Origin of the sequence: Rhodanobacter sp. Root179 (assembly GCF_001428465.1) — a bacterium.
Classification (GTDB): Bacteria; Pseudomonadota; Gammaproteobacteria; order Xanthomonadales; family Rhodanobacteraceae; genus Rhodanobacter.
Window position 1 is genome coordinate 26,985 of sequence record NZ_LMHR01000080.1, and the last position, 12,330, is coordinate 39,314.

Consider the following 12,330-nt stretch of genomic DNA (forward strand, 5'->3'; position numbering starts at 1 on the left):
AGCTAGAATGGCCGGATGCACAAACTACCGATCATCCACGCGACCCGCGACGTCACCGACAGCCATTTCCTGCACGTGGAGCAGGTCGACCTGGAGTTTTCCAACGGCGAGCGCCGCACCTACGAGCGGCTGAAGGGAAGCGGCCTGGGTGCGGTCATCATCGTGCCGATGCTGGATGACGAGACGGTGCTGCTGGTGCGCGAATACGGCGGTGGTGTGGGACGCTACGAGCTCGGCCTGCCCAAGGGGCGGCTGGACCAGGACGAGACCGCCGAACAGGGCGCCGAGCGCGAGCTGAAGGAGGAGATCGGCTACGGCGCGCACAAGCTGAAGATCCTGCACAACCTGTCGCTGTCGCCGTCGTACATGACGCACATGGCGCACGTGGTGCTGGCCCAGGACCTGTATCCCGAGAAACTGGTCGGCGACGAACCGGAGGAACTCGAAGTGGTGCCATGGAAGATGTCCGAACTGCACACCTTGCTCGGCCGTGACGACGTCACCGAGGGGCGCTCGATCGCCGCGCTGTTCATGGCCCGCGAATATCTGGCCGGAAGGTTCCGGAAATCATGAGCATGCCGCCCGAACTGGCAAGGAAGATCGGCGTCATCGCACGCGCAGCGGGGGTGGCCATCCTGGATGTCTACCACGGCGACTTCGCGGTGCAGATGAAGGACGATGCCTCGCCGCTGACCGCCGCCGACCTCGCCGCCCAGCAGGCCATCATGGCGGGCCTGTCTGCGCTCGATGAGCAATGGCCGGTGCTGTCGGAGGAAGCCAGCGCGCGGCCGTGGTCCGAGCGCCAGCAATGGTCGCGCTACTGGCTGGTCGATCCGCTCGACGGCACTCGCGAGTTCGTCAAGCGCAACGGCGAATTCACCGTCAACATCGCCCTGATCGACGACCGCCGCAGCGTGCTCGGCGTCGTGCTGGCGCCGGTGACCGGCGAGCTGTACGTCGCCGCGCAGGGCCAGGGCGCCTGGCTGCAGACACAGGCGAATGGCGTATGGCAGCGCATCCATGCACGGGCGCTGGCGCAGCCGCCGACGGTGGCCGGCAGCCGCTCGCACGGTGGTGCGCAGGGCGAGGTGCTGCAACGCCTGATCGGCGACGACTACCGGATGGTGCCGCTGGGCTCGTCGCTGAAGTTCTGCCTGATCGCGCGCGGTGATGCGGACGTCTATCTGCGCCTGGGCCCCACCAGCGAATGGGACACCGCGGCGGCACAATGCGTGCTCGACGAGGCCGGCGGCGCCGTGCTGGATCTGGCCGGCCAGCCGTTCCGCTACAACCGGGGCGAATCGCTGCTGAATCCGGAGTTCATCGCGGTGGGCGATCGTGCGATCGACTGGGCCGCGCGTTTGGAGCCGGGAGTGAGTGGAGAGGAGTGAGAAGTGAGAGGGGTCACCCTTCGCCCCATTTCGCCCGCGCACGCTCCCTGCTTTCTCTCACTCCTTTCCACTCACTTCTCGCCCCATGACCAAGCACAGCCTCGATGATCTGCTAGCCATCATGGCGCGCCTGCGCGATCCGCAGAACGGTTGTCCGTGGGATGTGCAACAGGACTTTTCCTCGATCGCGGCCTATACCATCGAGGAGGCCTACGAGGTCGCCGATGCGATCGATCGGCAGGACTGGACCGACCTTTGCGACGAACTCGGCGACCTGCTGCTGCAGGTGGTTTTCCACGCCCAGATGGCCTCCGAGCGCGGCCTGTTCGAGTTCGCCGACGTGGCCCACGCGATCAGCGCGAAGATGCTGCGCCGCCACCCGCACGTGTTCGGCGACACGCGCTACGCCGACCTCACCGAGCAGATGCAGGCGTGGGAGCAGATCAAGTCGGCCGAGCGTGCGGCGAAAGGCGCGTCGATGGACGACAGTGCGCTGGCCGGCATCTCGACGGGCCTGCCGGAGTGGAAGCGGGCGTACAAGCTTCAGCAGCGCGCTGCCGCCACCGGCTTCGAATGGCCGGGCCCCGAGCCGGTGCTGGAGAAGCTGGCCGAGGAAGTGGAGGAGGTGCGGGTCGAATTCGCCAACGGCGCCGATCCTGCGCGCCTGCAGGATGAAATCGGCGACGTGCTGTTCGTGATGGTGAACCTGGCACGCCACGCCGGCGTCGACTTCTCGCAGGCGCTGCGGCATGCCAACGCGAAGTTCGAGCGCCGGTTCCGGCAGATGGAACAGCTGGCCGCGGCCGAGGGCACGGCGTTCGCCGAGCGCACGCTCGATGAACAGGAGCAACTGTGGCAGCGCGCCAAGCAGGCCGAGCGGGCATCCTGAAACGGCGCGATGGCCGGAGCCATCGCGTCGCCCGTTCTTCGCCTCGGCGGAACCTACTTGGCCGCGGGGGCAGCCTGGCCGGCACGCTGCTGCCAGGCGGCGCGCATCTTCTCGTGCTCGGCACGCATCTTCGCTTCGTTGGCCAGGTTTTCATCCAGCCCCTTGCGCAGGGTGGCGATCGCCTGATCCACGTTCGCCGGCTGCGCCTGCAGGCGAGCCAGGCGCTGGTAGACGTAGTCACGCACCTGCGGGTCCTGCGACTTGGCCAGCACGTCGTTGTAGACCGCGGCCATCTCCTTGCCGCGGCCGACCTGCGTGTACAGCCGTTCCAGCGCATGCAGGTCGCCGATCACCCCGTCGTGCCCGCGGCTGTGCCCGCGATCGAAGCCGTGCGAGCGCATGCGCATCGCATCGCCATGGTCGCCCGGGAGGATGTGCATGGACTTGCCCGTTTTGGCGGGCGGTGCAGGCGGCGGCGTATTCTGGGCCATCACGAAGGTGGCCGATCCGGCGATCATCAGGGCCAGCGTGGAAGCGAGCAGGGTCTTGCGATGCATGGTCTGTCTCCATGATGGGTACACAGCAGGAACGCGGCGGGGCGGCACGGGTTGACCGGCGCTCTCGTGTCGCCCGCTTGCAACCCTTTGGCGGGCAGCGGCATCCCAACCGGTGTCGACCCACCGCGTCCATCCCTCAAGGAGAGTTCCATGCGCCGTATTCTCACCGCAGCCCTGCTGCTCGCCCCGTTCGCCTGCTTCGCCGCCAGCCCCTGCAAATATGAAGCGCCGCGCAACCTGCAGCTGGACCTGGCCGGCGTGCACGGCGTCCAGATCGACGTGCACAGCCAGGATCTGCACCTGACCGGCAGCGATGGCAGCAAGGGACTGACCCTGACCGGCCGCGCCTGTGCATCGAGCCAGGCGGTGCTGGACAAGTTGCAGGTCACCCAGCGTCGCGACGGCGACCAGCTGCTCATCGACATCGGTGGCGATGGCGGCGGCTTCACCCTCAACCTGTTCGGCGGCGACTCCTACGCCAGCCTCGAAGTCACCATGCAGTTGCCCGCCAACCTGCCGGTGACCTTGCGCGTCGGCTCCGGTGACGCCGACGTGACCGGCGTGCAACAGCTGCAGGCCAGCGTGGGCTCGGGCGACCTGCACGTGCGCCAGCTGTCGGGCAAGCTCGGCGCCAGCGTGGGTTCGGGCGATGTCGACGCCACCGACATCGGCAGCCTCGACCTGGGCTCGGTCGGCTCCGGCGATTTCAAGGCCGAGGGCGTCAAGGGCGATGCCCGCATCGGCAGCATTGGTTCGGGCGACGTCACCCTGCGCCAGGTCGGTGGCAGCGTACGCGCCGACACGCTGGGCTCCGGCGATCTCGACGTCAGCGACGTGGGTGGCGATTTCAACCTGGGCGCCAAGGGCAGTGGCGACGTCAATCACTCGGGCGTGAAGGGCAAGGTCAGCGTGCCGCACGACAACGACGACGACTGATCGGGCCGGTCAGCCCAGCCAGCGCCACGCCAGGTAGGCCAGCGGCGCACAGACCAGCAGAAACGGTATCGAGACCCGGTGCAGCAGCCGCAGCCCCTGCGGCTGCTTCGCCAGGCGCAGGGCGATCAGGTTGGCCAGCGAACCGATCGCCACGCCAAAGCCGCCCACGTTCACCGCGACCGCCAGCGCGATCGGGTCCGCCGTACGCTCCAGCAGCAGCACCGTCGCTGGCACGTTGCTGATCAGCTGGGCGGCGACGATGCCGCTGGCGTACAGGGTCAGCGGATGATCGAGGTCGAGCCGGTCCAGCGCCTGCTGCACCAGCGGCAGGCTGGAAAAATGGCCGAGCCCGACGAAGATCGCGGCGAAGGTGGCCAGCAGCAGCCAGTCGATCCGCGCTAGGCTCGGCCGCGCCAGCAGCGCATACGACAGCAGCAACAGCCCGGCCCCCAGCGGCGCCTGGCCGTATTCCATGGCGATCACCATGCCGACCAGGGCGGCCATCGACCATGCGCCCAGCCGCGCCGACATCACGGCGCCGTCGATCCGGTGCGGGTTCAACGCCACGCGGTCGCGCGGCAGCCACAGCCAGGCGAATCCGGCGACCAGCACCAGCATCACCATCGCCGCCGGCAGCATCGCCGCGGCGAAGTGCAGGAACGGCAGCTTCGAGTGCTGCCACAACAGCAGGTTCTGCGGGTTGCCGATCGGGCTCAGGGTGGAGCCCGCGTTCACCGCCAGGGCTTCCAGCACCACCATGCGCAGCACCGGCAAATTCGAAATGCTGCCGATCGCCAGGGTCAGCGGCACGATCAGGAACAGGCTCACGTCATTGGTCAGCACCATCGACAGCAGCGCCGTCGCCACCACCAGCAACAGGCCCAGGCTGCGCAGCGAATGCGCGCGCGCCACCACGGCGACGGCGGCGTGCTGCACCAGGCCGCTGTCGCGGATGCCCTGGATCGCGATCAGCAGGCCGGTGAGGCCCGCCAGCGTGGGCAGCTGCAGCCAATGCCGATAGCTGCCCGCCGGCTGCGGATCGAAGATCGCCAGCGCGATGGCCAGCACCGCGAACAGGCACAGCAGCCACTCGTCCGCGAGGCGCTGGCGCAGGGTTGCAGTCGTCGGCGGCGTCGGGCGGGAGGGCATCGGCGCAACTCTATCAGCCGCGCCGGGTGTTCCGTTCAGAGCCTGCGAGGAAAACCACTTCCGGTGGTTTTCTTCCATCGAACGCCCGGTACATGCCCGGCGTGAGAGGTTGAAAGACTCACAACCGCTCACCCCTCGCGCAGCAGGCGCATCGGCGGCGTGCGGCTGACCGTGCGGGTGCCGGCCAGCCCCAGCAGCATCACCACGAAGGCCGCGAGCAGCGCCGCCAGTGCCAGTGGTGCGAACGGCGGCACGAAGCCCTCGATATGGAACACTGCCTGGCCCAGCCACAGGCCGGCTCCCGCTGCGCCGAACGCGGCGGTCAGCCCGGCCACCAGGCCGAGCAAGGCGAATTCGCAGGCGGCGGCCACGCGCAATTGCCCCCGACGGGCGCCCAGCGTGCGCAGCAACGCGGCTTCGTGGCGTCTTTCCGCCGCGCTGGAGGCGAGCGCCGCGATCAGCACCAGCGCACCGGCGAGCAGGCTGAAGCCGAGAATCCAGCGCACCGCATTGCCGACCCGCTCGATGATCTCGCGCACCCGATCGAGCAGCGCATCGACGTCGACCAGGCTGAGGTTCGGATAGTCGCGCGACAGCTGCGCCAGCTGCGTGGCATGGCCGCGGGGAAGGTGGAAGCTGGCCAGCCAGCTGTGCGGCAGGTCGCCCGCGTGGGCCGGATCGAGCAGCAGGAAGAAATTGACCCGGAACGAACTCCAGTCCACCTTGCGCACGCTGCTGACGGTGGCATCGATGCGGCCTTCGCCCACGTCAAAACTCATCGTGTCGCCCGGCTTCAGGGCGAACATGTCGCGCCACATGGTGTCGACCGAGACCTCGGCCCGCGCCGGATGCGCGCCCTGCCAATGGCCGGCGACCACCTCGTTCGCGGGCGGCAGCTCGGCCGACCAGGACAGGCGCAGCTGGCGGTCGACCCATTCCTTCGCGCGCGGGTCCTCGAAGTGCAACTGGTCAATCGGCCGTCCGTTGATTGCGGTGAGCTTGCCCACGGCCAGCGGCAGCATGTTCAGCTGGTCGCCGCCCGTCGCGGCCAGCGATTGCGCGAAACCCGGGCGCTGGTCGTCCTGCAGGTTCAGCGCGAACCAGTTCGGCGCGTCCGCCGGCAGCTCCTGACGCCAGCCCTGCAGCAGCGAGGGTGCCACCACGGCCAGCAACAGCAGCGCGCACAGCCCGAGGCTGAGCGCGGTGGCCTGGATCACGCTCAACGCGGGGCGTCGCGCCAGCGCGGCCAGACCCAGGCGCAAGGCCGGATGCGCGCCGGGCGCAATGCGGCGGGCCAGCCACAGCAGCGCGCCGGAAAGCAGCGCCGCGATCAGCGCCACGCCGAGCAGGCTGGCGGCGAGGATGCCGGCCAGCTGCAGCGAGCTGCTCTGGCTCCAGATCAGGCCCAGCGCCACCAGCAGCGGAATCAGGTACAGCGCATCGAAGCGGCGCACCCGTCGCTGCAGGCTCTGGCGGAACACCGCCACCGGCGGCACCTCGGCCAGCCGCGCCAGCGGTGGCAGGGCGAAGCCGACCAGCACGGCGATCCCCATCGCCGCGGCGGCGAATGCCGGCAGCAGCGGCAGCAGGGTCGGCACGTTGCCGAACAGCTGGCTGGCCAGCAGCCAGGCCAGCTGCGACAGCCCCAGCGCCAGCACGATGCCCAACGAAGTTGCCGGCACGGCCAGGGCGGCGAGCGTGCCCAGCAGCAGTGCCAGCACGCGCCGTCGCGGCGTGCCCAGGGCGCGCAGCAGGGCGACTTCGGCGGTCTTGCGACGAGCGTAGCGCTGCGCCGACAGCGCGATCGCGATGCCCGCCAGCAGCGCCGAGAGCAGGGCGGTCAGGCGCAGGAAGGCACCGGCACGGTCGAAGGCGCTGCGCATGCGTTCCTGGGTCTGCTCGGGCGTGATCAGTTGCGCGCCCTGCGGCAGGCCGGTCGACTGCGTCCAGTCACGCCAGCGTTGCACGGCCGTGGGCGTGCCGGCCAGCAACAGGCGATGACGGGCGCGACTGCCGACGCCGAGCAGGCCGGCCTGTTCGGCATCGGCCAGGTTCATCAGGGCGCGTGGCGCCAGCGCCAGCAGCTCGCCGCCATCGGGCTGGCGGATCAGTTCGGCGGCGATGGTCAGTTCACGGCCGCCCAGCTGCAGCGGCTGGCCGACCTTCAGATTCAGTGCGACCAGCGCACGATGGTCGAGATAGACCTCGCCACTGGCCGGTCCGCCGCTGCGGCGCTCCGCGGTGCCGCCCAGTTCCAGCGTGCCTCGCAGCGGATAGGTCGCATCGACCGCCTGCACGTCGAGCAGCTGGGCCTGTTCGTGGGCGAACGCCACGCTGGGAAAACTGGCGGTGCGGGACAGCGACAGGCCGTCTGCACGCGCCTGCTCGGCGTAGGTTGCCGGCAAGGCCTGTGGCGAAGAGATGCCCAGGTCGCCGCCGATCAGTTCGGCCGCGCTGGCCAGCATGCCGCGTTCGATCCGCGTGGCAAGGGTGGCGACCACGCCGAGCGCGACCACGGCCAGCACCAGCGACGCGGCCAGCGTGCGCAGTTCCGGCAGATGCCATTCGCGGCGCAGGCTGCGCAGGGACAGGCGCCACAGGTTCACGCGTGCTCCCCATGCGCCGGCAGCACGCGCCCTTCCTCCAGCTCGATGCGCCGATCGCAGCGTGCGGCCAGGGTGGCGTCATGGGTGACCAGCACCAGGGTGGTGTGGTGGTCGCGGTTCAGGGCGAACAGCAGGTCGCAGATGTGGTGGCCGGTGCGCTGGTCGAGGTTGCCGGTGGGTTCGTCGGCGAACAGCACGCGGGGGCGGTGGACGAAGGCGCGGGCGATCGCCACGCGCTGCTGCTCGCCGCCGGAGAGCTGGGCCGGGTAGTGCCGGCGGCGCGAGCCCAGTCCCACCGCTTCCAGCGCGTCGCGGGCGCGGGCGCGGGCGTCGCTGCTGCCCTCCAGCTCCAGCGGCAGCATCACGTTTTCCTCGGCGGTCAGCGCCGGCAGCAGATGAAACGACTGGAACACGAAGCCGACCAGCCGCCGGCGCAGGTCGGCGCGGGCCTCCTCGTCCAGCGTCTGCAGCGCATGGCCGTCCAGCACGATGCCGCCGCTGTTCGGCGTATCCAGGCCGGCCAGCAGGCCGAGCAGGGTGGTCTTGCCGGAACCGGAGGCGCCCACGATGGCGAAACTTTCGCCGGGGCGGATCTGCAGGCTGACCTTGTCGAGGATGTCCAGCCTTCCCTCGGGGCCATCGACCGACTTGCTAACATCGCGGGCTTCAAGCAGCGGTCGGGAAGAATCACTCATGCGTCGAAGCCTTTGTTGGTGGTTGTGCGGCGGGTTGTTGTTCGGTTGGCTGGGCACGGCGCAGGCCGCCACGCCGAACACCGTGCTGGTCCTGGGTGATTCGCTGTCGGCCGCGCACAACATCCCGGTCGAGTCCGGCTGGGTGCATCTGCTGGATGCGCGTCTGTCCACCATGGTGCCGAAATGGACCGCGGTCAATGCCAGCATCAGCGGCGAGACGTCGTTGAGCGGACGCAACCGCCTGCCGACCCTGCTGAAGAAGTACCACCCCGCCGTGCTGGTGCTGGAGTTGGGCGCCAATGACGGCCTGCGTGGCCTGCCGTTGCCCGCGCTGCGCGCCAATCTCGACGCGATGATCGTGGCGGCACAACAGGCGAAAGTGCCCGTGCTGCTGGTCGGCATCGAGCTGCCGGTGAACTACGGCCCGCAGTATCGCGATGGCCTGCGGGCGATCTATGCCGACCTCGCCCGCAGCCGCGGCACGGCGCTGGTGCCCTTCCTGCTGCAAGGCATCGCGCTCGACCCGGCGAAGATGCAGGCCGACGGCATGCATCCGGTCGCGGCGGCCCAGCCGCAGGTACTCGACACCGTGTGGCAGCAGTTGCAACCCCTGTTGGGCCGGGGAGCCAAACCCAACGGTCTCTGAATCGTCGCTGGTCGTTTCACATTCCCCTCACCTTGGCGCCGCTTTCATCTTCACTTATGTGAAATCACGGATGGGATTGACGACATGACCGTACACGACGAGCAAGCAGGCCTGATTCTGTTGGTGGAAGACAACCGCCAGATCGCCGAGATGGTGGGCGAATTTCTCGAACGCCGTGGCTATTCCGTCGATTACGCGGCCGATGGGGTCAGCGGCCTGCACCTGGCGGTGTCCAACAGCTATGACGTGCTGGTGCTGGACCTGATGCTGCCGGGACTGGACGGACTGGAGGTCTGCCGCAAGCTGCGCAAGGAGGCCAAGAAATCCACCCCGGTGCTGATGCTGACCGCGCGCGACACGCTGGAAGACAAGCTTGCCGGGCTGGAAGCCGGTGCGGACGATTACCTGGTCAAGCCGTTCGAGGTGCGCGAGCTGGAAGCCAGGGTGCGCGCCCTGATCCGCCGCGACCGTCGCCAGGTCTCCACCGAGGTGCTCACGGTGGGCGACATGACGCTGGATACCGCCACCCTGCAACTGACCCGCGAGGGCCAGGAGCTGACCGTCTCGCCGATCGGCCTGAAACTGCTGGCGATCCTGATGCGCGAGTCGCCCCGCGTGGTCAGCCGACGCGACATCGAGCGCGAGATCTGGGGCGACACGCTGCCCGACTCCGACACCTTGCGCTCGCATCTGTACAACCTGCGTCGGGTCATCGACAAACCCTTCGCACGCCCCCTGCTACACACCATCCATTCGGCAGGTTATCGACTCGCGGATCTGGAATCCGAAGTCGCTTCCTCGCCCGAGACGGCGTGACCCGAAGTGACCGTGACAGAGATGGCCATGACCGAGATGACAAGTACAGGAAATGGATAGCCGGGTCACCATAGCCGCATCACCGACGGGTGCGTTCCGTCGACGCATTGCCATGGTTTTCGCGTTGCAGTTCGTGACGGTGGTCTTCGTCTGCGTGCTGGGCATGTATAACGTGATTCCCACGCCCCTGGTGATTGCGGTGATCGTGGTGATCACGGCGCTGGCATGGTTCATCACCCGGCGGGAATGGCGCCCGGTACGGGCGCTGGCACGCGTGGTCAACCGCTGGGACGGCCAGTCGCCGGACCCCGGACTGCTGCGGGTCGAACAGTTGTCGGCGCATACCGATGCGGACGTGGCCTCGCTCACCCGCGGATTGCACGGCTTCGCCGTGCGCCTGGCCAACTACAACCAGCGTGAGCGCAACTTCACCCGTGACGCCAGCCACGAATTGCGCAGCCCGCTCACCGTGATCAAGATGTCGGTCGACATGCTGGCCGAGGAAGACGGGCTCAGCGACTTCGGCAACCGTTCGGTGCGCCGCATCAAGCGCGCCACGCGCGAGATGGAAGTCCTGGTGGAGGCCCTGCTGGTACTGGCGCGCGAAGCGGACAGCCCGATGGACGATCGCCATTTCATCGTCAACGATGTGCTGCAGGAAGAACTGGAGGCCGCCCGCGAGATGCTGTCGGGTCGGCCCATCGAGTTGCTGCTGGAAGAGCCTGCGCGGTTTGCCCTGCAGGGCTCTCCGCAGGCATTGTCGGTGCTGTGCTGGCAGCTGATCCGCAACGCGTCCCAGCAGACCGAGCAGGGACGGGTGGTGATCAGCGTGCTGCCGGGGATGATCAGCGTACGCAATCATGCCGAGGTGCTGGAAACGGGGTCCGCCCATTCCCCGCCGGTGGGAAACGTGGACCGGCACGGTTTCGAGCTGGCGATCGCCCAACGGATCAGCGACCGTTTCGCCTGGTCGCTGGAACTGCAGACCCTGCCCGGCAGGGAGAACGTGGCAAGCATCCACTTTCCGCATCCGCTGCCCGCCGAGGTGGTGGAAGCCGGCTTGTAAAGCGGACATCGTCTGCCGGCACGTCCGCTTCAGAAGCGAGGCGGGCCGTGCCCGCCGCGCTTGAGCGTCACGGGGTCGGCAGTGCCACGTCGAACGCGCAGCCGGTCTTCGCCTTCACGTCGTCCAGGCTCACGCCTTCGTTGAGTTCGAGCAGGGTCAACCCCTTGCCTTTCTCGACCGCGAACACGCACAGGTCGGTGATGATCAGGTCGACCACCTGCTTGCCGGTCAGCGGCAGGTCGCACTGCTCCTTGATCTTCGGCGAACCGTCCTTCGCGCAATGCTCCATCAGCACCACCACGCGCTTGACGCCGCTGACCAGATCCATCGCCCCGCCCGGGCCCTTGACCATCTTGCCTGGCACCATCCAGTTGGCCAGGTCGCCGTGCGCGGAGACTTCCAGGCCGCCCAGGATCGACAGGTCGATGTGGCCGCCGCGGATCATCGCGAACGAATCGGCGCTGGAGAAGAAGCTGGAGCCGGGCAGGGTGGTGATGGTCTGCTTGCCGGCATTGATCAGGTCGGGATCGAGCTGGTCCTCGGTCGGGAACGGGCCGATGCCGAGCAGGCCGTTCTCCGATTGCAGGGTGACGCTGACGCCCTCGGGGATGTAGTTCGCCACCATGGTGGGGATGCCGATGCCCAGGTTCACGTAGAAGCCATCCCGCAGTTCCTGCGCGGCGCGCTTGGCCATCGCCACGCGGATCGGGCTTTCCTTCGCGCCGACCACGCCGGCAAGGGTGCGGAACTCGATGCGCTTCTCGTACTTCGCGCCCTGCACGATGCGGTCGACGTAGATGCCCGGCACGTGGATGTTGTTGGGGTCCAGTTCGCCCACCGGCACCAGCTGCTCGACCTCGGCCACGCAGGCCTTGCCGCAGGTGGCGATCATCGGGTTGAAATTGCGCGCGGTCTCGCGGAACACCAGGTTGCCGTGCGCGTCGCCCTTCCACGCCTTCACGATCGACAGGTCGGCGGTGATCGATTCCTCCAGCACGTATTCCTTGCCGCCGAAGACCTTGGTCTCTTTGCCCTCGGCCAATTTGGTGCCGAAGCCGGTGCGCGTGTAGAAACCGGGGATGCCCGCGCCGCCGGCGCGCAGCTTCTCGGCCAGCGTACCCTGCGGGGTCAGGTGCAGTTCGAGTTCGCCGGCTAGCGTCTGCCGTTCGAATTCCTTGTTCTCGCCGACGTACGATGCGTAGACCCGCTTCACCTGATGCGTCTTCAGCAGCGGACCCATGCCGAAATCGTCCACGCCAGCGTTGTTGCCGACGATGGTCAGATCCTTCGTGCCAGCTTCGAGCAACGCGCCGATCAGGTTCTCGGGGATGCCACACAAGCCGAAACCGCCAGCCGCGATCGTCATGCCATCGGCCAACAGACCATCAAGGGCCTTCGCGGCGCTGGGATAAACCTTGTCCATTGCTGTGCCTTCCTGCAGGGAGAGTCAGCTGACAAGGATACGACGGATTGCACCGGATCGACCTTGTACCAAGGTCCGAGGCCTGCGTGTCCACTTAGGAGTCACGTCGTTCCGACGACCCCTGCATCGGGTTCCGGCGCTGCGGCGAAACGGTTC

12 protein-coding genes are annotated in these 12,330 nt (G+C 67.9%); 7 read left to right on the forward strand and 5 right to left on the reverse strand.

From position 1 onward, the window contains the following. Positions 1 to 15 precede the first annotated feature (15 nt). The 3 genes from nudE to mazG all read left to right on the forward strand — a co-directional run bounded on the left by nudE (position 16) and on the right by mazG (position 2,280). Positions 16 to 573 carry an ADP compounds hydrolase NudE gene (gene nudE / locus ASD82_RS10710; protein ID WP_056717828.1) on the forward strand — a complete coding sequence of 186 codons (558 nt, stop codon included), beginning with the start codon at positions 16 to 18 and terminating at the stop codon, positions 571 to 573. After that, the gene (gene cysQ, locus ASD82_RS10715; RefSeq protein ID WP_056717829.1) at positions 570 to 1,391 is read left to right on the forward strand and encodes a 3'(2'),5'-bisphosphate nucleotidase CysQ; all 822 of its coding nucleotides are present in this window, start codon (positions 570 to 572) and stop codon (positions 1,389 to 1,391) included. The genes nudE and cysQ overlap by 4 nt, the downstream gene beginning before the upstream one ends. Before the next feature lie 85 nt (positions 1,392 to 1,476). Then, positions 1,477 to 2,280 (forward strand): nucleoside triphosphate pyrophosphohydrolase, encoded by an 804-nt coding sequence (mazG, locus tag ASD82_RS10720; protein WP_082585311.1) that lies wholly within the window; start codon positions 1,477 to 1,479, stop codon positions 2,278 to 2,280. A gap of 53 nt (positions 2,281 to 2,333) precedes the next feature. Here mazG and ASD82_RS10725 read toward each other — a convergent pair whose 3' ends face one another. Further along, positions 2,334 to 2,837: a hypothetical protein gene (locus tag ASD82_RS10725; protein WP_056717830.1), complete on the reverse strand. Its 504-nt coding sequence runs from the start codon at positions 2,835 to 2,837 to the stop codon at positions 2,334 to 2,336. Positions 2,838 to 2,987: 150 nt separating this feature from the next. Here ASD82_RS10725 and ASD82_RS10730 point away from each other — a divergent pair, with 150 nt between their 5' ends. Continuing rightward, entirely contained in the window at positions 2,988 to 3,773 is a 786-nt protein-coding gene (locus ASD82_RS10730; protein WP_056717831.1) for a DUF4097 family beta strand repeat-containing protein, read from the forward strand. 9 nt (positions 3,774 to 3,782) lie between these two features. Here the strand turns inward: ASD82_RS10730 and ASD82_RS10735 are convergent, their stop codons facing one another. The 3 genes from ASD82_RS10735 to ASD82_RS10745 form a co-directional block, all read right to left on the reverse strand. Continuing rightward, positions 3,783 to 4,922 (reverse strand): SLC13 family permease, encoded by a 1,140-nt coding sequence (locus ASD82_RS10735; protein ID WP_056717832.1) that lies wholly within the window; start codon positions 4,920 to 4,922, stop codon positions 3,783 to 3,785. Positions 4,923 to 5,050: 128 nt separating this feature from the next. Then, the gene (locus ASD82_RS10740) at positions 5,051 to 7,528 is read right to left on the reverse strand and encodes an FtsX-like permease family protein (RefSeq protein ID WP_056717833.1); all 2,478 of its coding nucleotides are present in this window, start codon (positions 7,526 to 7,528) and stop codon (positions 5,051 to 5,053) included. Next, the gene (locus tag ASD82_RS10745; protein ID WP_056717834.1) at positions 7,525 to 8,223 is read right to left on the reverse strand and encodes an ATP-binding cassette domain-containing protein; all 699 of its coding nucleotides are present in this window, start codon (positions 8,221 to 8,223) and stop codon (positions 7,525 to 7,527) included. The genes ASD82_RS10740 and ASD82_RS10745 overlap by 4 nt, the downstream gene beginning before the upstream one ends. Here ASD82_RS10745 and ASD82_RS10750 point away from each other — a divergent pair. The 3 genes from ASD82_RS10750 (at position 8,222) to ASD82_RS10760 (ending at position 10,751) form a co-directional block, all read left to right on the forward strand. Next, the gene (locus tag ASD82_RS10750; protein WP_056717835.1) at positions 8,222 to 8,869 is read left to right on the forward strand and encodes an arylesterase; all 648 of its coding nucleotides are present in this window, start codon (positions 8,222 to 8,224) and stop codon (positions 8,867 to 8,869) included. The genes ASD82_RS10745 and ASD82_RS10750 overlap by 2 nt on opposite strands. Positions 8,870 to 8,953: 84 nt before the next feature. Continuing rightward, positions 8,954 to 9,685 carry a response regulator transcription factor gene (locus ASD82_RS10755; RefSeq protein WP_056717836.1) on the forward strand — a complete coding sequence of 244 codons (732 nt, stop codon included), beginning with the start codon at positions 8,954 to 8,956 and terminating at the stop codon, positions 9,683 to 9,685. A gap of 112 nt (positions 9,686 to 9,797) precedes the next feature. Further along, a complete protein-coding gene (locus tag ASD82_RS10760; protein WP_235577719.1) occupies positions 9,798 to 10,751 on the forward strand; it encodes a HAMP domain-containing sensor histidine kinase in 954 nt (317 codons plus the stop codon). A 67-nt stretch (positions 10,752 to 10,818) separates the two neighbouring features. Here the strand turns inward: ASD82_RS10760 and ASD82_RS18195 are convergent, their stop codons facing one another. After that, entirely contained in the window at positions 10,819 to 12,174 is a 1,356-nt protein-coding gene (locus tag ASD82_RS18195; protein WP_056717838.1) for a 3-oxoacid CoA-transferase, read from the reverse strand. Between the last annotated feature and the right edge of the window lie 156 nt (positions 12,175 to 12,330).

Excerpts from the sequence above, each read along its gene's own strand:
- ASD82_RS18195 (WP_056717838.1), bottom strand. The coding sequence starts at position 12,174 with ATGGACAAGGTTTATCCCAGCGCCGCGAAGGCCCTTGATGGTCTGTTG.
- mazG (WP_082585311.1), top strand. The coding sequence starts at position 1,477 with ATGACCAAGCACAGCCTCGATGATCTGCTAGCCATCATGGCGCGCCTG.
- cysQ (WP_056717829.1), top strand. The coding sequence starts at position 570 with ATGAGCATGCCGCCCGAACTGGCAAGGAAGATCGGCGTCATCGCACGC.
- ASD82_RS10730 (WP_056717831.1), top strand. The coding sequence starts at position 2,988 with ATGCGCCGTATTCTCACCGCAGCCCTGCTGCTCGCCCCGTTCGCCTGC.
- ASD82_RS10760 (WP_235577719.1), top strand. The coding sequence starts at position 9,798 with ATGGTTTTCGCGTTGCAGTTCGTGACGGTGGTCTTCGTCTGCGTGCTG.
- ASD82_RS10750 (WP_056717835.1), top strand. The coding sequence starts at position 8,222 with ATGCGTCGAAGCCTTTGTTGGTGGTTGTGCGGCGGGTTGTTGTTCGGT.
- nudE (WP_056717828.1), top strand. The coding sequence starts at position 16 with ATGCACAAACTACCGATCATCCACGCGACCCGCGACGTCACCGACAGC.
- ASD82_RS10725 (WP_056717830.1), bottom strand. The coding sequence starts at position 2,837 with ATGCATCGCAAGACCCTGCTCGCTTCCACGCTGGCCCTGATGATCGCC.
- ASD82_RS10755 (WP_056717836.1), top strand. The coding sequence starts at position 8,954 with ATGACCGTACACGACGAGCAAGCAGGCCTGATTCTGTTGGTGGAAGAC.
- ASD82_RS10745 (WP_056717834.1), bottom strand. The coding sequence starts at position 8,223 with ATGAGTGATTCTTCCCGACCGCTGCTTGAAGCCCGCGATGTTAGCAAG.
- ASD82_RS10735 (WP_056717832.1), bottom strand. The coding sequence starts at position 4,922 with ATGCCCTCCCGCCCGACGCCGCCGACGACTGCAACCCTGCGCCAGCGC.